Annotated in this window: 17 protein-coding genes; 5 read left to right on the forward strand and 12 right to left on the reverse strand. The window is 66.0% G+C overall.

The features are described 5' to 3' along the window. Positions 1-111 precede the first annotated feature (111 nt). Complete coding sequence (locus tag E0H75_RS40400) at positions 112-735, reverse strand: NADPH-dependent F420 reductase (protein ID WP_131519018.1); 624 nt, start codon at positions 733-735, stop codon at positions 112-114. 66 nt (positions 736-801) lie between these two features. Next, on the reverse strand, positions 802-1536 hold the full coding sequence (locus E0H75_RS40405; RefSeq protein ID WP_131519019.1) for an SDR family NAD(P)-dependent oxidoreductase: 735 nt from the start codon (positions 1534-1536) through the stop codon (positions 802-804). A 220-nt stretch (positions 1537-1756) separates the two neighbouring features. On the opposite strand from E0H75_RS40405, the gene E0H75_RS40410 reads away from it, so the two are divergent. Further along, positions 1757-2668: a LysR family transcriptional regulator gene (locus E0H75_RS40410; RefSeq protein WP_131519020.1), complete on the forward strand. Its 912-nt coding sequence runs from the start codon at positions 1757-1759 to the stop codon at positions 2666-2668. Here the strand turns inward: E0H75_RS40410 and E0H75_RS44775 are convergent. Beyond that, entirely contained in the window at positions 2654-2815 is a 162-nt protein-coding gene (locus tag E0H75_RS44775) for a hypothetical protein (RefSeq protein ID WP_272948980.1), read from the reverse strand. The genes E0H75_RS40410 and E0H75_RS44775 overlap by 15 nt on opposite strands. 920 nt (positions 2816-3735) lie before the next feature. Between E0H75_RS44775 and E0H75_RS40420 the strand changes: the two genes are divergently transcribed. Then, the gene (locus E0H75_RS40420; protein WP_420323318.1) at positions 3736-4878 is read left to right on the forward strand and encodes an IS30 family transposase; all 1143 of its coding nucleotides are present in this window, start codon (positions 3736-3738) and stop codon (positions 4876-4878) included. Between the two features lie 93 nt (positions 4879-4971). On the opposite strand, the gene E0H75_RS40425 is transcribed toward E0H75_RS40420, so the two are convergent. After that, positions 4972-5520 carry a malectin domain-containing carbohydrate-binding protein gene (locus E0H75_RS40425; protein WP_131519022.1) on the reverse strand — a complete coding sequence of 183 codons (549 nt, stop codon included), beginning with the start codon at positions 5518-5520 and terminating at the stop codon, positions 4972-4974. A 279-nt stretch (positions 5521-5799) separates the two neighbouring features. Continuing rightward, positions 5800-6165: a VOC family protein gene (locus tag E0H75_RS40435; RefSeq protein WP_131519024.1), complete on the reverse strand. Its 366-nt coding sequence runs from the start codon at positions 6163-6165 to the stop codon at positions 5800-5802. A 146-nt stretch (positions 6166-6311) separates the two neighbouring features. Between E0H75_RS40435 and pdxR the strand changes: the two genes are divergently transcribed. Beyond that, positions 6312-7643, forward strand: coding sequence for a MocR-like pyridoxine biosynthesis transcription factor PdxR (pdxR, locus tag E0H75_RS40440; protein ID WP_131519025.1), 1332 nt, complete (start codon positions 6312-6314; stop codon positions 7641-7643). Here pdxR and E0H75_RS40445 read toward each other — a convergent pair. Continuing rightward, positions 7640-10096: an FtsX-like permease family protein gene (locus E0H75_RS40445; RefSeq protein ID WP_131519026.1), complete on the reverse strand. Its 2457-nt coding sequence runs from the start codon at positions 10094-10096 to the stop codon at positions 7640-7642. The two genes, pdxR and E0H75_RS40445, sit on opposite strands and share 4 nt — an antisense overlap. Beyond that, positions 10090-10830 carry an ABC transporter ATP-binding protein gene (locus tag E0H75_RS40450; protein ID WP_238163555.1) on the reverse strand — a complete coding sequence of 247 codons (741 nt, stop codon included), beginning with the start codon at positions 10828-10830 and terminating at the stop codon, positions 10090-10092. The genes E0H75_RS40445 and E0H75_RS40450 overlap by 7 nt, the downstream gene beginning before the upstream one ends. A 314-nt stretch (positions 10831-11144) precedes the next feature. Between E0H75_RS40450 and E0H75_RS44780 the strand changes: the two genes are divergently transcribed. Both E0H75_RS44780 and E0H75_RS40455 read left to right on the forward strand, forming a co-directional pair. After that, complete coding sequence (locus E0H75_RS44780; protein WP_272948982.1) at positions 11145-11270, forward strand: hypothetical protein; 126 nt, start codon at positions 11145-11147, stop codon at positions 11268-11270. A gap of 491 nt (positions 11271-11761) precedes the next feature. Continuing rightward, on the forward strand, positions 11762-14527 hold the full coding sequence (locus E0H75_RS40455) for an Ig-like domain-containing protein (protein WP_131519027.1): 2766 nt from the start codon (positions 11762-11764) through the stop codon (positions 14525-14527). 27 nt (positions 14528-14554) lie between these two features. Here the strand turns inward: E0H75_RS40455 and E0H75_RS40460 are convergent, their stop codons facing one another. The 5 genes from E0H75_RS40460 to E0H75_RS40480 are packed head-to-tail and all read right to left on the reverse strand — an operon-like array spanning position 14555 to position 20739. After that, on the reverse strand, positions 14555-15640 hold the full coding sequence (locus tag E0H75_RS40460) for a LacI family DNA-binding transcriptional regulator (protein WP_131519028.1): 1086 nt from the start codon (positions 15638-15640) through the stop codon (positions 14555-14557). 10 nt (positions 15641-15650) lie between these two features. Continuing rightward, positions 15651-17612 carry a DUF2264 domain-containing protein gene (locus E0H75_RS40465; RefSeq protein ID WP_131519029.1) on the reverse strand — a complete coding sequence of 654 codons (1962 nt, stop codon included), beginning with the start codon at positions 17610-17612 and terminating at the stop codon, positions 15651-15653. Between the two features lie 39 nt (positions 17613-17651). After that, positions 17652-18533, reverse strand: a complete 882-nt coding sequence (locus E0H75_RS40470; RefSeq protein ID WP_238163556.1) for a carbohydrate ABC transporter permease — start codon at positions 18531-18533, stop codon at positions 17652-17654. Next, entirely contained in the window at positions 18530-19471 is a 942-nt protein-coding gene (locus E0H75_RS40475) for a carbohydrate ABC transporter permease (RefSeq protein ID WP_131519030.1), read from the reverse strand. Before E0H75_RS40475 ends, E0H75_RS40470 begins: the two co-directional genes overlap by 4 nt. Continuing rightward, a complete protein-coding gene (locus E0H75_RS40480; RefSeq protein ID WP_165554405.1) occupies positions 19468-20739 on the reverse strand; it encodes an extracellular solute-binding protein in 1272 nt (423 codons plus the stop codon). The genes E0H75_RS40475 and E0H75_RS40480 overlap by 4 nt, the downstream gene beginning before the upstream one ends. Positions 20740-20776 lie beyond the last annotated feature (37 nt).

The following is a 20776-nucleotide window of genomic DNA, read 5'->3' on the forward strand; positions in this document are numbered from 1 at the left end:
AGCCTCCTCAGGCGAAATTTCGCCATTGTTGATTTCCGACATCTGCGAGTCGGTGGTCCAGCAACCCGTCAGAGCGCACGGCGTTCTGTTCGCCGACTGCTAAGCCTGGGGTCAGTCCGTAAATTCGTTGACGCCGATGGCGAAGTTCCCGTGGCCGATCCCGTTGCCCGCGAGGCCTACCGTGAGCACACCCGCTCCTTCCAGCCAGTGCGCCATCTTCAGGCCGCCGACGTCCAGCGGGCGCAGTCCGAGGCTCTCGATGAAAGCCGCCACGTCCGCCTTGGCCTGCGGGTTGTCACCAGCGAAGAAGACGTCGGGCCGGCCCTCCTCCAGGACGCTACGGAAGATGGTGTTGAAGGCCTTGAACACCATGGCGCTGGGTGGGGCGATCTTGGCGACCTCCTGCGCGATCGAGGTCTCGTCGCTGTGGGCCAGTCCGTCGAACGTGGAGTTGAAGGGGTTGCTGATGTCGACGATGATCTTGCCCGCGAGGGCCTCTCCGTACTCGGCGACGGTCGAAACGACACCGGCGTACAACATGGCCGTGATGACGATGTCCCCGGCCGGGACGGCGCCCCACTTGCCCGACGTGGTGCCGCCGCCCAGAACCTTGGCCAGGGCATCGGCCTTCGACTGATCGCGTGCCATGATCTCGACGGTGTTGCCGCCCGCCACCGCAAGCACGCCGATGGTACGGGCCATGTTCCCCGCACCAATGAAGGTGATGCTGCTCATGAGTTGTGCCTCTTTCTGTTCTCGAGCACCTGTTTCAGGCGCCGCTCTGACTCGTTCGTGTGTGGCTCAAATGGCGGTTGTGCCGCCGTCGGCGACTAGTTCCAGGCCGTTGACGTAGCTGGAGTCGTTGGAGGCGAGGAACAGGGCGACGGTGGCGATCTCTTCGGGACGACCCATCGTTCCGCGGGGGATGAGGGACTCGAATGCGGCCCTTGTTGCCTCGTCGAACAGCTCTTCCTGCTTGGCGGTGCCGACCTGGCCGGGGGTCAGGACGTTCACCCGGATCTTGCGGTCGCGCAGCTCGTTGAGCCAGACACGGGCCCAGGCCTGCTGGACGGCTTTGCTTCCCGCGTAGAGGCTCCAGCCCGGGAAGGCGCCGAGTGAGGCGTTGGAACCGGTCATGAGGATCGAGCCGTTGTCGTTGATCAGCGGCAATGCCTTCTGCACGGTGAACAGGGTGCCGCGCGCGTTGAGCGAGAAGGTGCGTTCGAACTGTTCCTCGGTGATCTCGCCGAGGACACCGGGTTCGCCCATCCCGGCGCTGGCCCACAGCACGTCGATCGAACCCCTTTCCCGCTTGACGGTGTCGTACAACCGCTCCAGGTCGTCCAGATCGGACGCGTCACCCTGGACGGCGGTGACGTTGCGGCCGATCAGCTTCACGGCGTCGTCCAGCGCTTCCTGCCGCCGGGCCTGGATGAAGACATACGCACCTTCCTCGACGAACAGTTTGGCGCCGGCCAGCGCCAGGCCGGTGGATCCACCGGTGATCACTGCGACCTTGCCATCGAGCTTTCCCACGATCACTCCGTTGAATTTGAGGGTCTCCGAAACAGGAACGGAAGAGGCCCAATTCTTGATGTGCTCATCGTGGTTTTTGGGCCTGCTATCAAATACCGATCCGGAATTCTTGTACCGAGTTCTCTCGGCCCCATGAACGATGCCACCGGCCTGAGCGGGTGTCCAAGACCTGTTTCAGCCGTGGTGATACCCTCGAGGCATTGCCGGACCGGGAGGCCCCATGGATCTGGACCTGCGGAAGCTGCGCTATTTCGTCGCCGTCGCCGACAGGCTGCATTTCGGCCGCGCCGCCGATGAGTTGCACATCGCGCAGCCGGCGCTCAGCCGGCAGATCCGCGCGCTGGAACAGGATCTCGGCGCCTCGCTGTTCACCAGGGACAGCCACGGCGTAACGCTGACCGACGCGGGCCGACAGCTGCTGGAGGACGCCGGTCCGCTGCTCGCCTCCGCGCACGCGGTCCGGCGCCGGGTGTCCGTGGCAGAACGCGGCGGCCAGCGGCTGGTGGTCGGCTTTCGGGCCGGCATCCCGGTCATCCCGGCGACGCGGGCGTTCGAGGCCCAGCACCCGGACGTGGTCGTGGACGTGCAGCGGATGGAATGGGACGACCAGGCCCCGATGCTGCTCGACGGCCGCGTCGACGTCGGCTATGTGCGGCTGCCCATCGACGAGGCCGGCCTGCGCCTGACGCCGCTGTACACCGAGCCGCTCATGGTGGCGCTGCCCGCAGGCCACCGGCTGGCCGGCAAGGAGGAGGTCACCGAGGCCGACCTGGCCGGTGAGCCGCTGGTCTGGCATGCCGACCCGAGCACGCAGCCCACCAGGCGCCCGCACCCCGACTCCGGGCTCCGGGTGCGCGGGGTGGAGGAGAAGCTCGAGCACGTCGCGGCCGGCCGGGGCATCTCGTTCGTGGGGCGTTCGGAGACCGTGTTCTACTCGCGTCCGGACATCAGCTACGTGCCCGTCCCAGACCTAGCGCCCGGCCAGGTATTCGTCGCGATGGCGGCGTCGCGCACCTCGCCGCTGGCCGACGCCTTCTTCGGCGCGGCCCGGGCGACGGCTGAGATCACGGCAGAGTGCGGGAACTATGAAATGTGGCAGCTTGCGAACGACGCCGCCTCAAAGCGCGGTTGAGCAGCTCGGCTGACAACAGCCGGACCCGACCTCCAGTACCCGCATGCCCTGTTCGATCCTGGCCTGATGCAACATTCTGGCTTGCAGCCACGGCGCGCTGATCGACGACGTGGTGCGCCTGGTCTCGTCACTCCGAGTGCGGACCACAGAGTTCGCGCACGCCTTCCCAAGGGCGTGTCGGGCGGGCAGAACAGGTGCCGTGGCACCGTCCGCAAGGCTCGCAAAATGTCCGGCGACACCTGACGGGGATACGTATTCGCCTCGTCGGGCCAGGGCCGCACGCAACCTTCTGGAACTCGACGTGCCCCAGTTATCCCACTACGGAAAGGACTGGAGCCGGCGGGATCTACCTTTGTTTCTTGGGAGATAGACCAACTGACAGCGACGACGCTACCGCACCCACGGTGGTAAGGCTTGGGGTCAGAGTGGCACGTCTGGATTCAATCTGTTGCGTTTCTGTAGCGGTGCTCAAGTTCTACAAACCTCTCAGGCCCGGAGATCCGCAGATCTCCGGGCCTGATTTCGTAGCGGGCAGGATTTGAATCTGCGACCTCTGGACCTAATCGGCCGAGAAATCAACGCTACGAGAAGTCGGTGGGATTCGGGCGGAAGCCTGAATCACTAGGGCGAACGGCTGCTCGCCGAGTACATCATACCGGATTCCATCGGGTTGGTAGCAGGCTCATTCGGGTGCCAAATGGACGGGCGGCGTCGCGTCGATGGAACTCGGCCCAGTCGGCGTCGAAGCGCAGAGCGTCGAGCCAAGCCGCAGTACCCCGTATGCCCAGGTGCTCGGCGAAAACGCGCGGCCGGTGCACACCACTGTCGGAGTCTGCCCTTCGGTCTCAATATCGAGATGACGGCGGTGACTTACCGAGGTGTCGATTAGCTCGCCGGGCACCTGGCGTGCTGAGACCGCCGCGATCGGCCCCGCCACCCTCACTTAGGTTCTAGTGGTCGTCGCAACACCTCAGTTCGAGGGGTGCGATGGACTTCGAGATTCGGGAGGACCGTAGGCCGCAGGGGCCGAAGAAGCTGACGCGTGAGCGGCGGCGTATTTCGAACTCCTGCGGCGGGGGTATAGCAGCCGGCAGGCCTGCGCGATCGTTGGTATCGATGTGCGGACCGGGAAGAAGTGGCGCAACGGCAGCCATGCTCACAAAGGCAATCCGAGGGCGGTTCCTCCCATCAACCGGGAGGAGCCGCCCTCGGGGGTTTGCCGGTATCTGTGCGAGGACGACAAGATCGTGATCGCTGACCGGTTGCGGGAGAAGGCGTCGGTCCGGGCGATCGCTGCCGAGCTCGGCAGGAGTCCGTCGACGGTCGGCCGGGAGATCCGCCGCAACCGGCATCCGGTCAATGGCCAGTATCGTCTGCACGCGGCCCAGGCCCGCGCGGATGCTCGGCGGCCACGACCGAAGACCGCCAAACTCGCTGACAACCCCGAACTGGGTGCCGTGGTGCAGGGCTGGCTGAGCCTGGAATGGAGCCCGGAACAGATCAGCCGTAGCCGGCGCCGCAAGTACGCCGACCGGCCGGAGCTGCAGGTGTCGCACGAGACGATCTACCAGGCCCTCTACGTCCAGGGCCGCGGCGAGCTGCGCCGCGAGCTCACCCGGGCGCTGCGCACCGGCCGCACGTATCGCAAACCCCACCGGCGTCCCGACCAGCGCCAGTCAAGGTTCACCACTGCGATGGTGATGATCAGCGACCGCCCGGCCGAGGCCGCCGACCGCGCGGTCGGCGGCCACTGGGAAGGCGACCTGATCATCGGCAAGGACCAAAAATCCCAGATCGCCACCCTGGTCGAGCGCACCACCCGCTACGTGCTGCTGGTCCACCTACCCAACGGGCGTGACGCCGAGACCGTCCGCGATGCCCTCACCACCACCATGGCCACCTTGCCGGCCCACCTGAAACGCTCCCTGACCCGGGACCAAGGCGCAGAGATGAGCCTGCACCACCAGTTCACCCTGGCCGCCGACCTCCCGGTCTACTTCTGCGACCCCCACTCCCCCTGGCAACGCGGCACCAACGAGAACACCAACGGCCTGCTGCGCCAGTACTTCCCCAAAGGCACCGACCTGTCCATCCACACCGCCGACCACCTCGCCGCCATCGCCGCCCGCCTCAACGGCCGACCACGCAAAACGCTCGACTGGGAAACCCCAGCCGAGCGCCTCGCTAAACTCCTAACAACCGCCAGCTAACTCACCTGTGTTGCCACGACCCCTTGAAACCGCCACCACGGTTGGGGCCGATCGCGTTGCGGGAGGACGAACTGCGTCAGCTAGGCCGTCCGCTCACCCCTTCGCGATCGGGTGCGGGTCCTCCAGAACCTTCAGCGTGCTGAGTATCGGGTCGGATTGGCCGGTGTTGCCGGCCAGCTTGACCGTCAGGTCACCGCCGGCGTGCTGGACCGTGACGGTGTGCGTATCGGCGGTGAGCCTGCCCACCTCTGCCTGAACATCGTGGTCGTAGAGCACCGGCGCGCCGTCGACCAGCACATCGAACTGGCGCTTTCCGGCCTTGACGTGGTCGATCTCGGCGAAGCCGAGCCCGATGACGTAGCTTCCCGCAGGTGCGTTCTTGAACACGTACGAGAACGTCTTGCCGGTCCGCTGGGTCTGGAACAGCTTGTCGTCCTGTGTGCTAGCGATGCCGGCTCTGGTGGACTTGGTGGCACCACCGACATAACCCCACGAGCCATGGGACCGCTGATCCGCGGACCAGGCAAAGCCTGCGGCGTCGGTGAACGCCGCGCCCGCGACGTTGACCCCCACCCAGTAGGCCGAGGCCGCCAGCGTGACCGGCACTAGCTGAGCCGGCTTCCGTCCGTCGTTCGACGACACGAGTCACGGACACCGTCCACACCACAGACGCCCATCACGGCCCCATACCGGTTCCGAGCTCAAGGGAACCATCTATCTTCTGTCGAGGTATGAGCGCGCTTCCCGAGCAGCCACGCCAGAGCGAGTTGCGCCGGCGAGAGTCCGCGCTCCACAGCGATAGCCCTGACCACCTCGACGACACGGCCAGGCGAACTCGCTTGAGGCCCGGAGGTAATGGACCTTGGATCTGAGCGGTCTCGTCTTCCAGCGCGCTCTGTCACCTGCCGTCGGCGGTCCGCGTCAGGCCTGCTGCAAGACGATCATGTTGCCGTCGGGGTCGTGCAGGACGGCTTCGGTGGCCCATGGCTGTTGCTCGGGTGGGCCGTCGAACGGTACGCCGTTCGCGCTGAAGGTCTTGTAGTCCGCGTCCAGGTCGTCCGTTCTGAGCACCAGGCCTTGCACGCTGCCCGGTGGCATCTGTTCGAACCAGTCGACGAGTGTCAACGCGGTGCCGCCGCCGTCGGGGGCGACCTGGATCCAGCGCAGGCCGGGAATCGAGTCGTCCTCACGAACGAGTTTCAGGCCCAGCTTGTCGACGTAAAAGGCCTTGGCACGGTCCTGATCCGAGACCGGTACGGACACCACGGCGACGCTCTGTACAGTCATTTTCTCCTCCTGGGTGAAGTGGCGGTTGACCGCCACTTCGAGGGTCTACCGTGGTCGGCATCGTGAACAGAGCCACGGAATCAGCCTCCGACGAGGCCAGCGGCGGGCGGGATCTCTTTGTGGATCTCGTCCTACGGCGGGGTCGCATGCGTCAGTCGCTCCGGGAGTCGCTGCGGATCGCCATCCAGGAGGGCAGGCTGACGGCCGGAACGGTGCTGCCGTCCTCGCGGCGACTTGCCGCCGATCTCGGTGTGTCGCGAGGAGTGACCACCGATGCGTACGAGCAATTGGCCAGTGAGGGCTACCTCGATGTCACGGCGCGGGCAGCACCGGTGGTGGCAGCGGTCCTCACCGCCGCGCCGGCCGCTCCGGATCCGCACGTTCCGGCATGGCGGTTCGATCTGACCGCGATCACCCCCGACGTTCGGCTCTTCCCACGCAGGGAGTGGACCCGCGCCGTCGGCAAGGCTCTGCGTAACACTCCGGACGCCGCGCTGGACTACGGCGACCACCGGGGGCGGATCGAACTGCGCACGGCTTTGAGCTCCTATCTGGCAAGGGTGCGCGGAGTCCGGGTCGATCCGCGTCGCATCGTCGTGACCCAGGGCTTCACCCAAGCCCTGGATCTGATGTGCCGGGTCCTGGTCGCTCGCGGCGCCCGATGCGTCGCAGTGGAGAGCCCGACGCATCCCGCCCTGTCCGCGGTGATCGAGCAGTCGGGTCTGACCGTGGTGGGCTGCGCGGTCGACTCCGAAGGCCTGCGCTCCGACGACCTGTCGCCAGGTCGGGCCGACGCGATCATGGTGGCACCGGCCCATCAGTTCCCGACCGGCGCGGTCATGTCGTCCCGCCGCCGGGTAGCGCTGCTGGGGTGGGCTGCCAGCCACGACAGTGTGATCCTCGAGGACGACTACGACGCGGAGTTCCGCTACGACCGTACGCCGCTCGGCGCCGTCCAAGGACTCGACCCCGGCCGGGTCGTCCACGTCGGTACCGCGTCCAAGACCCTCGCGCCGGGGGTTCGTCTCGGATGGATGAGTCTGCCCGCCGGCCTGGTCGACGAAGTACGCATCCGCAAAGGGCTGGCCGACTCCGGCTCACCCACCTTCGACCAGATCGCGTTCGCCGAATTCCTGACCAGTGGCGACTACGACCGGCACATAGCGCGGGCTCGCCAGACCTACCGTCGCCGCCGCGACCGTCTCGTCCAGGCCCTCGCGACAGCGTTGCCCGAACTGCCCATCCAGGGTTCCGCAGCCGGCATGCACATCCTGCTCCGGCTACCCGATGGCACCGACGACATCGCCATCGCCGCCGCGGCCGCAGCGGTGGGCATCGGCGTCAAGGCACTCTCGCCGCTCCAGCGCGCTCCGAGCCTCGAACGCGGACTCGTACTCGGATACGGCCGCCTGCCCGAGGCCAAGATCGACGAGGCAACAGGAGCGCTCGCATCCCTGCTGACAAAGGCCGGAGTCTAGGGCCCCGTCGCACCGCCGCGCAGCATGCGCAGCGCCGACAGGATGGCCGCGGTGGTCGCGATTGCCGTGCAGACGGCGAAGATCTCGCCGAGCAGAAGCCAAGGGATGCTCAGCGGAACATTCGCGGCGAGCCGAGACAGGGCTGCGCGCTGGCAGGCGATCACCGTGGCTGCCGCGCCAGCGGCCAGCATCGCCCCGATCAGCACAACCAGGAGAGATTCGGCTGCGATGAACCGCGTTATCTGGCGGCGGGTGGCACCGGCGAGACTGAGAGCGACGATCTCATGCCGGCGGCCCGAAGCCGCAATCACTACTGTGTTGGCCACCGCGATGAAGGAGTAGACGAGCGCGATACCCAGGATGACGGCAATGGCTTGTCGGGTCTCCTGCTGCTGTTCGCCGCGAACAGCGTCGAGATATACCCCAATGGGTACGACCTGAACGTCGTGACCGCGGACAGCGGCGCGCAGAGCGGCTCCAACGTCTGCAGGAGTGGCTCCTGGATGCGCCATGACGTCGACCCGCGTGGGGGATTCGCCTACGGCGTGAACAGCAGACAGATAGACGGTCTCCCCCGCCACGCCGGTCTTCGTTTCTGCGGCGATCCGGAGGATGACGCCGCTGCCATCCGGTAGATAGGCCTTCACCTGATCCCCGACACGCAAGCTGTTCCTGCGGGCCAGGCCCTGGTCGATGATCAGAGAGTCGTCGGCAAGCTGCGACAGCGAACCGGCAACGAGGGCGACTTTCTGTATCGCGGACAACGTGGCCAGATCCACCGTTCGCGCGTCGAGGGTGTCGATGTAGGTGTCGGAAACGGTGGCCAGGTGGATCAACGTGGTGGCCCATACCATGACGTCGGCCGCTGGAACGCTACGGATCGCGGCCACGGTCTGCGGATCGATCACGGCGGTTTCACTGGGTACGACGGTGAAGTCGGCGCGGGTGGATCGTCGCAGCTCGGCGGTGACCGTATCGTCCGCGGTCGCCTGCACGGCGAGGATCGACGCGGCCAGTCCGAGTCCTACCACTATCGGCGCCACCATCCCTGCGGTACGGCGTCCGGCCGTGAGCGCCGCTGCTCTCACTACCATGGAGCCGGCCCGCAGATGGCCCAGCGGCCAAGTTGCCAGGCGGGCGACCGGTCCGAGGATGACAGGCGTCAACAAGGCGAATCCCGCAATGAGCACGAACGTCGGCAGGTAATGCTTCACGCTCAATGCCCGGCTGGGTTCCCCGACTATCGTCGTCCCGGCGGCGTACGCACCGGCGGCGAGCAGACCGATGCTGAGCAGCCAGCGTGCAACAGTCATGACCCGCTGCTCCACCGCTGCATCGTGGAGCGCCGCTGTAGGTCGCACCCGGGCCGATCGCCAGGAGGCGACCGACGCACCCAACAGCGCCGAGGTCAGCCCTACGGCGAAAGCGACCAGAAGCGGCAGAACAGCGAAATCAATGGTGAACCACGGTGGCGCCACTCCGTGGTCGATCATCCAGGTGTTGAGCGATCGCGACAACAGCGAGCCCAGCACGCATCCGAACGCCGATGCCACTGCACCGACAACGGCCGCCTCGGTCATGACCATTTGGCGCATCTGCCACGGCGTCGCCCCCACGGTGCGCAGCAACGCCAGCTCTCGCCGTCGCTGGTCGGTAACAACGGTGAAAGTGGCGATGACGACGAAGATGGCGACACCGACGCCCAGAACAGTTGAGGTGCCGGCCATCGCCTCGGCGTCCGACAGTTGGTCTGCGCCTCCGCTGGCGTCAGGCTCCGCGGCCTGCCTAGCGTCACCAGTCAGCACCTGGGCCGCGCCGCTCACGCTTGTGCGGACGACGTCGACAGGACCGTAGGCCACGACCGCGTCGACCCGCGGGGAGATGCGGGCTGCCTCCTCATCGGTGAAGAAGACCGCGTGTTCAAACCACACCGGCGCGGTAACACCTGTGACTGTGTAGGCGGACCTGCCGGTATCAGTCCGCAGGAGGACCTGTCGATTGACCAGCGCAGAGTCGCCGCCCCCTACCGCGATCTCGCCGGCGGTCGACGGGGCCCGGCCTGCGACCAGCCGATACGGCGTGAACGCTGCCGCTGACCACGCGTGCCCGACCTGATCGGACGGCCCTCCAGCTACTTGCGCAGAAAACGTGCGGTCTGCGATGACCTTGCCTGTACTGGCAAGGGGTGCCACCACATCTGGGGTCAGACCGCCCGGTCGCCGTACCGTCAGATCAACCGGGCGACCGTCCGTCGTCAGTCGAACCGTCTGCCGCGGTATCACTACGATCGGTGCCGTCGCGAACCGTTGCGGACCGGGGAAGGGCGTGGTTGAGGTGGCCGCCAGAGCGGTCACCATCGCTGCGATCACCGCTGATCCCAGCATCAGGGCAAGAAAGGCTCCGGCAAAGCTCACCCAGCGGGTTCGCAGGGTTGCCACCGCGATACTCAGCACGGTGCCTGTTCCAGTTGGGTCAGGTGCGCGGCGACCGCCTCGGGCGTTGGATCCAGCAGTTCGCCGACCACACGGCCGTCGCCGAGGAAGACGACCCGCCCGGCGTAAGCAGCGGCCGCCGGGTCGTGCGTCACCATGATGATTGTCTGCCCGGAGCGTTCGGCCATATTCCTCAGCAGAACGAGGACGTCACGCGAAGCACGTGAATCCAATGCCCCGGTGGGTTCGTCGGCGAACAGCACCTTTGGTCGTGTCACCAAAGCCCGAGCGATAGCGACGCGTTGCTGCTGTCCGCCCGACAGCTGATCTGGCCGATGCCGGACTCGATCGGTCAAGCCCAAACCCGCCAGCACCGCAGTGACCTCGGCTTGCGGAGCGCGGCGTCCGGCGAGGCGGATCGGCAGCTCGACGTTCTGCCAGACGGTGAGCGAGGGCACCAGGTTGAATGACTGGAAGACAAACCCGATCCGTTCACGACGCAGACGGGTCAACGCGTTCTCGCTCAAGCCATTGAGCGCCGTACCGGCGACCACGACCTCTCCGGTATCGACGCAGGCGAGGCCGCCTGCGCAATGCAACAAGGTCGACTTGCCTGAGCCCGAAGGACCCATGACGGCCGTGAACGTTCCGGGAAGAAAGTCCAGTGTCACATTCGTCAGAGCGGCAACCTGATTGTCACCCGACGCGTACGTCTTGCCGACCGAGCGGAGCTGCACTATGGCCTTGGTGTTCACGTGTGCGACTCCCGGTGGGCCGAGGGGGGTACCTACGTCCATCCTGGTGATCCGCCTGCTGCGCGCCATCGCCGTCACGGGGGATTTCTTGGCTCAGCCAAGCGACCGAGAGCGGCTCCCTTCTCCCCCACCCGAGGGACTGCGTGCGATCACCTGACTTGGCCACAGTCCCACCCCGCGTCCGCCAATCACAGGCGCCGAAGTCGACTTCGCCGAGCCAGCTAACGCTGACGGACCACCGTCACGGTAGGCCGACTCGTCGATACCCGGCTGAGTTGGTTCACCCGTTTACACACGTGAATCAACGAGAACCAATGCACAGCCACACGAGTCGATGGGCCGAAGAACGCCGCTACCTCGGACTCGACATCCTCACCCGATGCCGCCTCACCACCGACCCCGAGATCGGAGCCGACCACATGCCCGCACTCACCGCCTGACCCCGACAGCGGATCACGCAGCACTACACCACTTCCACGGACTTGACCCCGGCCACTGGACGATGACGAGCAGGCCGCGGTCCGGTCGCTGTCTCCCCGGGCATGCAAATCCCCTTACGCAGTAGTGGTTTCCCTCTGGTGCGAGCGCCAGTCTCAAGCACGAACCTCGATGGGCTGAGACATCACCAGACGTCCACTACGACGCGCCCGGACCCGCTGTTCGACGAGTCCTGTCAGACCGTCCTCCGTCGCCTTCCACCACTTATACGTTTCTGTTTGTTACTAGCGGCATGAGGTGCACATCTCGCGCACATCTGCCCACCTTGAGAGCGCTTCCGGGGCAGCAGTCTGCGCTCCATGGGAGCGATCTGCTTCAGCAACACCTCAGGCTATTGCGAAACGATACTAGAAATGCATACTGTACCGGCAAACGCTTACCGCTCGATGTGGATCCACGGTGTCACGGAAGGGAAGGGAAGGGACGAATCGTTGTGAAGAGGATCGCGGTCAGAGTGGGCTGCCTGATCACGTTGCTGGTGACAGTCGTGCCACTGTTCATCACCCAGCAGGCTGCGCATGCAGGCGGCCGGAGTGTTCTGCAGCACTTCATCACAAGGACCGGGGACAAACTCATGGAAGGGCCGGGCGAGTTCCGGTTCGTCTCGACCAACATGCCCGACATCCTGCAGACGATCACGAACAAGCAGTTCGAGTCGGACTCAGCGATGCGCCTGCCGAACGAGTACGAACTACGCGACGCGGTGGCAACGGTCAAGCAGATGCACGGACAGGTACTGCGTACCTTCGTCGTCACAGTGACCGACGGCTCCGATCCGGTCACCGCGCCGTACTCAATGGTGAACGCGCCGGCAGGCAGCGACGACATCAGCTTCAACGAGAACGCGATGCGGGTGCTCGACAAGCTCCTGCAGATCTGCAACGAGGAAGGTATCCGGCTGTACATCCCGCTGGTGAACTACAAGGCCACCTTGCGCGGCGGTACGTCGACGTACGGCGAGAACTTCTTCACCGTGGGCAGCCGCACCAACGTGCGATTCAAGGACATGGTCGGTCGGCTGCTGAACCGCACGAACGTTTACACCGGCGTTCCCTACAAGGCGGACAAGGCGATCATGGGCTGGGAGTCCGGCAACGAGATCGTCATCGACAACGAGCCGGAACGGGCCGCGTGGCTGCACGATCTCGCCCGGTTCGTCAAGACGACAGCTCCGGAGCAACTGTTCATCGACGGGCGGAACAAACCCGACGACGTGGTCAAGTTCGCCAACGGCAGCATCGTCCACGACTACGGCGAATACCTCGACGACCCGAACATCGACGTGCTCTCGTACCACACCTACGTCGGTCTCACCGGCCCTGCGACCGACAGCAGGCTGCCGGCCGGCATCCGAACCCCGACGACCGGCGACATCGGGAGCACACCGACCCTGAAGATCATCCGCGAGCTGACGAAGAGCAGGACAGCTCTGGTGGTTGGCGAGATCGCCATGTACACAGCACCGGCCACGCTCAACAGTCTGCTGGACGAGGCGATCGCGGACGGAACCAGCGGTGCCAACTGGTGGGGTACTCGCTTTCACAGCCGGGACGGCGGGTTCTACAAACACTCCGACAGTGACTCACAATACGAGGATCTCAACTGGCCCGGCTTCCCCGGATCGGCGGGCTACCTGCCAGAGATCCAGACCGAGATCACACTCCAGCAGATCCTGGTGGACAAGGCGTGGAAGATCGCCGGAAACACCAGCGCGCCACCCGCGTTGAACGCACCCGCGGCACCATATCTGCTGCCGATCTCCGACGTCGGCCATATTTCCTGGCAGGGGTCGACCGGGGCCCAGAGCTACACCCTCCAGCGCAGCGAGTCCAAACGCGGCCCGTGGACGACTGCGGGGGTGACGTACGACAACCTGCCGACGTACAGCAGTCTCTTCCACGACGCAGGAGCACTGCCGGGCCGTTCGTACTATTACCGAGTCATCGCGCAGAACAGCGGCGGGTCCTCCGCACCGTCGAACATCTCGGCCCGCGTGCTCGTCAATCGGCAGTGGATCGTCGACGATCTCTTCGATTTCTCGAAGACGTACGATCGGGAACCGAATGCGGTGATGGTGAAGTCGTACGGGAACTCTTCCCAGCAGGAGGATCTCGGCGTACTGAAGAGCAGGAACGGTACCTCCACCAGCGTGCAGTACGCGATGGGCGGCACCCTGACCAGCGCCGCGGTCTACGCCTACAACAGTCCCGCCGAGGTGACGCTGTACGGCTCGACGGACGGCGTTGCCTACTACGAGCTGCCGACCACCCGGACCACCTACGCCGACGCCACCAGGACGAAGTACACCTACTCGGGATCGTCCAGGTTCAGGTTCTTCAAGCTCGAAGCGAGCGGCAGCGCCGTCATCAGCAGGCTGCAGCTCGAGTACAAGCCCGGTGGCCCCCCGGCCCCTGCACCACGCACGGTTCCTGCTTACCGCGAGCCGAACCCGGCCATCGAGGCCGAGCTACTCCGGTACGACGAAGCCGATCCCGCCACCTCAGACGTTGTCACCAGCAGGCCGGGCGTCGTCAAGGTCAACCAGACCGGAGGCTCCAGTAGTACGGCGAGCAACAAGCGCTACAGCATCGTCGACTTCCTGCAGACCGGTGACTATGCAGTCTTCTACGCAGCGGTCGAGGCGGGCACCTACGACCTCGGCCTGGACTACGACGCACGGGCGGCTCGCGGAATGTTCCGATCGTCGCTCCTCGGCCCGTCCGAGGCGGCCGACTCCGACGGGACACCACTCGGCGGAGTGATCGATGCCTACGATCCGGGCAACGGTGTGATCAGGTCTGCTGATCTCGGCCGGGTGACGTTCCCAGTGAGCGGACGCTACGGGTTCAAGTTCGTCAGCACTGGCACCAACCCGGCCTCGTCGAATCCGAAGATCGGTCTCGACCTGATCAGGCTGACCAGCGACAACGTCGCGCCAGTTGCCGCCGACACGGCGTACTCGACCGATCGGTTCACGCCGATCACCGGGGTGCTGCCGGCCGAGGACGGCAACGGTGACGCGCTCGACGTCATCGTCGTCAACCAGCCGGCCCAAGGAAGCCTGGAGATCCGGCCCGACAAGACGTTCACTTACACGCCGGCCAGAGGACGGGCTGGTCAGTTCACCGTGAAGTGGAAGGTCAACGACGGCTGGGTCAACTCCCGCACCGCCGTGCTCACCCTCGACGTACGGCGCTGAGCGGACGAACCAAGGCCTGCCCGCGTCCTACTGAGCAGGATGGTGGGACGCGGGCAGCGGCCGGACCGACGCGCGGATCACGATGTGAGTGCCGAGCAGTTGACGTTCCCGGCCGGAGCCTGGCTCGGGCCGTTCGAGCGCGAGCCGAACCGCGGCTTTGCCCATCTCCTCGTGCGGCATGTAGACCGTCGTGAGCGGCGGGGAGAGCTCCTGCGCGACCGGGATGTTGTCGTACCCCACCAGCGAGATGTCACCCGGAACAGTCAGTCCGCTCTCACGCAGCGCGGCAAGCGCACCGGAAGCCATCACGTCGTTGTGGGTGAAGATCGCGGTGAACTCGAGACGATCCGCCAGCGCCTGACGGCAGCCCTGGTAGCCGCCGCTGCGATCCGCGCGGCACGGGATCACCAAGGACGGATCGAGCTCGACGCCGAAGTCCTCGTGGGCCGAACGGTACCCCGCCATCCGGCCGATCGTCGTCGTCGACCGTTCGGGGCCGGTCAGGGTCAGGATGCGCCGGTGTCCCAGCGAAAGCAGGTGGCTCGTCGCGGCGTACGCGCCACCTCGGTTGTCGTATTCGACCACGAGTGCCGGCACTCCGGCCGGCAGCGGCGGACGCCCGCAGAGGACGAGTTGCGCACCTCGCGCATGCAGCGCCCGGGCATGCGCGGACATCCGTTGCTCATAAGCGTCGGTGAGCTCGACACCGCCGACCAGGATGACGGCATCGAGATCGTCCTGCTCCTCCAGGCGAGCGAAAACCTGTTCCTCGCGCTGCAGATCACCACCGGTGATGTACACCGAGCACAGCCGGCCGGCGTCACCCGCGGCCTCCGCGACACCGGTCGCCACGTGGCTGCGCAGAGGCGAGACGACATCCGAAACCACCATGGCGATGTGCGACGCGGCCTGGTTGCGCTTCGGCGGACGGGACGTGACGGCGTAGTTGAGGTCCTCGACCGCACGCAGCACTCTTGCCCGGGTTGATTCGGCGACCGGATAGTCACTGGTCAGCGCCCGCGAGGCGGTAGCAACCGAGACCTCTGCACGGCGCGCCACATCCCGCAGCGTCGGTGCGCTCCGCCGCGTCGGCTCCGCCTCGATGTCGTCCATCGGGTCCTTCCTACCTGATGCCTGCAAAGATCGAATCGAGATCGAACACCTGTCGCGTGTCGTCCCACTCGACCGTGACCACGCCCCGGTCGACCGTGCCTGCGACCGAATCCTCGACCGGCACGCCGCTCAACGACGCCATGGCAACATACACAGTGCGATCCGGCGAGGTCGTGCCCAGCAACTCCGGCACGACTGCCCACTCTCCGTACGCCGTTCCGTACGACGCAGACGAGGTACCGGCCGTCTCCCATCCGTGCAAACCGGCCACGGCCGATCGCAGCTCACCGGTCGCGACCACACCGGTCGCCCGCTCGACCCGGACATCGACCACTCCCGGATGCGGCGCAGCCACGGCCCACCCCGAGAACCGCACCGGTAAGTCAGGCGGGATCCTGACCAGTCGATTGATCCGGACCTCGAGCGCACCGCGGACCACCGTCAGGCTCTCGATGCGCGCGGACGGCAGCACCGGCCCTCCGTCCGAGGTGTCGCTGGCACCCCAGGGTGAGAACCTCGGGAAGCGCGGCGCATGCCAGGACGCCACCCAGTTCTCCCCGGCCGCGACGCGATGGATCCGCCGGCGTGCGCTCCACACACGTCGGATCCCGACCTGGATGTCGTTGTCGGCCGGATCGTGCAGCGAGGTCGGACCGGTGCGGGTCGAGTAGCCGAACCTGGCGTACAGCGGGTCCGGCGCACCGCTGTCGGCCGCGTCGGTCTTCAGATGGTCGCTGCCGTGGTTGTGAACCCGGACCAAGCCGTCCGCCGCGGTGCTCTGGATCAGCAGGCCGACATCAAGTGCCCGCGTGTAGTCCGCAGTGTCGCCGGGGAGTTCTGTCTCCGTTGCCGTCCACACCGGATGGTCGGCCGGCAGCATGAGAGCGAGGAAGCCCTTCGACGCCCAATACGGCGATCCCGGACCGGAGTACCGCTGCACGGTGGGCAGATGTTCACCGTGCCACCCCAGCGAGAGCACTCCGTTGTCCGTGATCGAGCCATGCTCGAGGAAGTACCGCAGTCCGGCCGAGAGGATCCGCCTGGACTGGCCGGAGGTCAGGGGCGTCCGATCGACCGCCTCGCCCAGCGCGACGGCCGCCAGTGTCGCCGTGCGGTACGTCATACTCCGACCGTAGTACAGCGGAGAGCCGTTCCGGTCGAAGGTCCGGGTGAAGGTCTGCAGGAACTCCTCCAGGCGCCCACCCAAGGTGTCCAGTTCCGGCAGGCCATGCAACCTGGCATGCAGCACCGGGTACAGGTGCATCGCCCAGCCGACGTAATGGTCGTACGCCTCGCCGGCACCGTCGGAGTACCAGCCCTGGCCGCGATACCAGACCTCGATCAGCTCCAGGGCTCGCTCGATCACGAAGCGGGTCTGGTCGTCGGCCCGGCCCACGCCTTCCAGGAAACTCGCGATCGTCGCCGGGAAGAGATACCAGTTGTTCGGCGACGGCTCGCGGGTGATGGTCGCGCGGAACCAGTCGGCGAGCCGGTCCTGCTCGTCCGGAGCGAGTCGGCCCCACGTGTCCGCCTTGGTCAGGTGCAGGCTCAGGGCGATCCCGGCCGCCTCCACGTGCGGTTGACCATCACGGCCGACGTGACCGACGACCGGCCACGACTCGTTGTCGTCGGCACCGACCGTGCGGGTACCGGCAATCAGGCCGTCGACGTACTCGGCCAGGTGGTTGTTGCGGTCCGCGTCTCCGGCGTGCAGGAACGCCGCCAGCAGGAACGTACGCGCGAAGCCCTCCAAACCATCCGTCGCCGGACCCTGTTGCGACGGACGGCCCGGGAAGTTGATCCGGGCCCCCTTCGGCGACCGATACGCGGCCGCCGAGGTCAGCAGATGGTTCGCGACCGCGATCCAGTGCTGCCTGGTCAGGCCGGTGTACGGACTCAGCTCGCGGTCCTCGTCGGGCAGCACCGCGGCGAGCCGGCCGGCGACCTGGAGCTGGGGCAGTACGGGAATCATCGATCACCTATTCGTTGGCAGTACGGTCGGGTTCCGGGATCAGCCTTTGATCCCCGAGGTGGCCATGCCCGCGATGAAGTATCGCTGGCCGAAGACGAACAACAAGATCATCGGCAGCGTCGCCAACGCCGACATCGCCATCAGGAACGGCCATTGCACGCCGCCCTGTCCCTGCGCGAACGTCGCCAGGCCGAACTGCAGCGGCCGCAGGCTCTCCGAACTGGTCGCTACCAGCGGCCAGATGAACCCGTTCCACGACGACTCCACGTTGAACAACGCGATCGTGACGAAAGCCGGCGCAGCCAGCGGCGCCATGATGCGGACGAAGATGCCGATCTCGGACACGCCGTCGACGCGGGCCGCATCGGCGAGTTCGGCCGGTAGCGAGACGAAGAACTGGCGGGCGAGAAAAGTGAACAGCGGGGCGGACACGAACGGCACGATCAGCGCGGCCCACGTGTTCAGCCAGCCAGTGCCGCCGTTGCCGAAGATGTCATTGCCACCGGCGAGCGGAATCCGCCGTACCACCAGGAACAGCGGAACGATCAGCACCTGGAACGGCACGATGAGCAGGATGATGAAGTAGTTGAGGATCCCACGCGCGCCGCGGACCGGCAGCTGAGCGAGCGCATAGCCGGCCGCCGTTGACAGCAGCAGCACCGGAATGGTCTGGCCGACGACCACGATCAGGCTGTTGCGGAAGTACGTCGCGAACGGCGCGGCCTTCAGGGCGTTCACGTAGTTGAGCCACTCGATCCGCTGCGGCAGCCAGGAGAAGTGGTTGACCTCGTTCAGCGACTTGAACGAAGTCAACACCATCCACACGAAGGGCAGGACCATCAGGAACCCGCCGACGGTGAGGAAAGCGACCAGGAGCGCCTTACCGGCCTTCGGCCGCGGCACCCGTACGACAGTACTCACGAGCCCTCCCGGTTACGCACGCTGAGCCGGCCGAGGCCGATCAAAATGCCGACGAACACCAGCATGATCACGGTCTCCGCGGACGCGTAGCCGATATGCAGCCGTTCGAAGGCGTTGGTGAAGATGTCGAAGGTCAGCACGTTGGTCGCGTGCGCCGGCCCGCCACCAGTGGTGACGTAGATCAGGTCGAACACCTGGAACGAGCCCGCTATCGAGGTGACCAGGACGAAGAAGTGCACCGGCGCGATGCCTGGCCAGGTAACGTGCCGGAAGGCCTGCCAGCGGGAGGCCCCGTCCAGCGTCGCCGCCTCGATCAGGTCCTTGGAGATACTCTGCAGCGCCGCGAGATAGATGATCATCTTCGCGCCCAGACCCTGCCACACACCCACCACCATCAACGCCGGCAACGCGACGTCCGGGTCGGTCAGCCAGCCCGACCGGGCCATCCCGAAGAACGACAGCACCTGGTTGCCGAGCCCCGCCGCAGGGTTGTAGATCCACAGCCACACGGATGCGACCGCGACGGTCGATGTCACCACCGGGACGTAGAACAGTGTCCGGAACAGGGCCCGTCCGGGGATCTTCTGGTTGAGCGCGATCGCAACCGCCAGCGACAACGCCATCGCCACCGGAACCACGGCAACGGTGTAGAGCAGGGTCCGCAGTACGGCGTCCCGGAACTGCGCGTCCCCGAACAGCTCAACGTAGTTGCCCAGGCCGATCCACTTGCCCCGGCCGGCCACCCGAGCGTTGGTCAAGCTCAGGTAGACAGCCATCAGGCCCGGCAGCGCGACGAAGATCACCGAGTGCACCAGGGCCGGCGAAAGCAGCAGCCAGCCGGCTCGCGCCTTGGCCCGTTCGACTCCCCCGCGGCGGCGGCGGGCAGGGAGTCGGTCGACGCCGCCGCCCGCCGGCCTCTCGAGGGTCTGAGTGGTCATTTGCGCGCCACCGAGTCAAGCTCCTTGAGCACGTCCTGAGGCGACTTCCGTCCCAGAATCACTTCGTCCAGCGACGGACCGAACTTCGCCCGGAAGTCGAGGAAGGTCGCGCCGCCGTATTCGAAGATGGCCTTGTCGAGATTCTTCCACGCGAACGAGCCCGCCGGGTTCGACTTCACGAAGGCGCTGTCCCCAGCGTCGTTGCTGATCGGGACGCCGACGTCGAGCTTGGAGATCGCCTCCTGCGACTTCTGGTCCTGCATGGCCTTGACGAACGCGAGCGCGGCCTGCGGGTACTTCGTTCCCTCGCCCACCGCAGCGACCCGCCCACCGACGTACATGACCTCTTTGGTGTCCTTCAAGTTGAAGTAGACCAGGTCCTTGCACTTGTCACCGATCCCGTCCCCGCCGGTCGAGCAGTCGACGTACGGGCTGGCGAACCCTATCGCGGCCTCACCAGTGGTCACGAGAGCCGTCTTGGCCGAGTTCTGGTATCCGTATCGCGACGACTTGTCGACGCTGACCATGTCATGGATGAGCTGCAGCGCCTCGACGCCCTGATCACCGTTGAAGGCGGGCTGCCCATCGGCAGTGAACATCTCGCCACCCTTGGCGCCCAGGAACGCAACGAACTGCTGACGGTAGTTGCTGGCCGGCGCCCAGAAGTCGAAGCCGGTCCTGGTGATCTGTCCCTTCGCGTCGCGCTTGGTCAGCTTCTTCGCGTCCTCGCGCAACTCCGCAAGGCTCTGCGGTGGGTTCGCCGGATCGAGGCCCGCCTCGGCGAACGCACTCTTGCTGTAGGCAAGCAATCTCGGGTTGGCGACGACCGGGACGGCGTACAACTCGTCCTGGTACTTCATCGGCGCCACGAACGCCGGGTACACCGACTTCTCCAGGTCCTCGGTGCTCACCCCCAGTTTGGTCAGCGACTGGATCGCGCCCAGGTCGGCCAGCGGCTGCACCCAACCGATGCCGGCGCTGACCACGTCGTAGTTGTTACCGGCCGCCAGCGAGGTCGAGATCTTCTCGTTCAGATTGTCGTACGGAACGAAATCAGGCTCGACCTTCATCTGGGGGTACGTCTTGTGGAAGATGTCGACGATCCCCTGGAACACCGCCTGCCCCACGTTGTTGGCCGGGAAGTTCGGCACCACGACGCGCAGTGTGCCGGTCGCGGATGCGGGGTCCTGACTCTCCTGGACCTCGGAACCGCCGGACGAACACGCGGCGATCGCCGTCAGCCCAACGGTCAGCGCCGTCGCTGTCACGGCCTTCAATCCTCGCTGCATCATCTCCACCACTCCT

The organism is Kribbella capetownensis, assembly GCF_004331485.1.
In the GTDB taxonomy this organism is placed as follows: Bacteria; Actinomycetota; Actinomycetes; order Propionibacteriales; family Kribbellaceae; genus Kribbella; species Kribbella capetownensis.

Bases quoted from the DNA above. Each gene is read 5' to 3' on its own strand.
- E0H75_RS40400 (WP_131519018.1), bottom strand. From the start codon at position 735: ATGAGCAGCATCACCTTCATTGGTGCGGGGAACATGGCCCGTACCATC.
- E0H75_RS40410 (WP_131519020.1), top strand. From the start codon at position 1,757: ATGGATCTGGACCTGCGGAAGCTGCGCTATTTCGTCGCCGTCGCCGAC.
- E0H75_RS40435 (WP_131519024.1), bottom strand. From the start codon at position 6,165: ATGACTGTACAGAGCGTCGCCGTGGTGTCCGTACCGGTCTCGGATCAG.
- pdxR (WP_131519025.1), top strand. From the start codon at position 6,312: ATGCGTCAGTCGCTCCGGGAGTCGCTGCGGATCGCCATCCAGGAGGGC.
- E0H75_RS44780 (WP_272948982.1), top strand. From the start codon at position 11,145: ATGCACAGCCACACGAGTCGATGGGCCGAAGAACGCCGCTACCTCGGA.
- E0H75_RS40460 (WP_131519028.1), bottom strand. From the start codon at position 15,640: ATGGACGACATCGAGGCGGAGCCGACGCGGCGGAGCGCACCGACGCTG.
- E0H75_RS40465 (WP_131519029.1), bottom strand. From the start codon at position 17,612: ATGATTCCCGTACTGCCCCAGCTCCAGGTCGCCGGCCGGCTCGCCGCG.
- E0H75_RS40475 (WP_131519030.1), bottom strand. From the start codon at position 19,471: ATGACCACTCAGACCCTCGAGAGGCCGGCGGGCGGCGGCGTCGACCGA.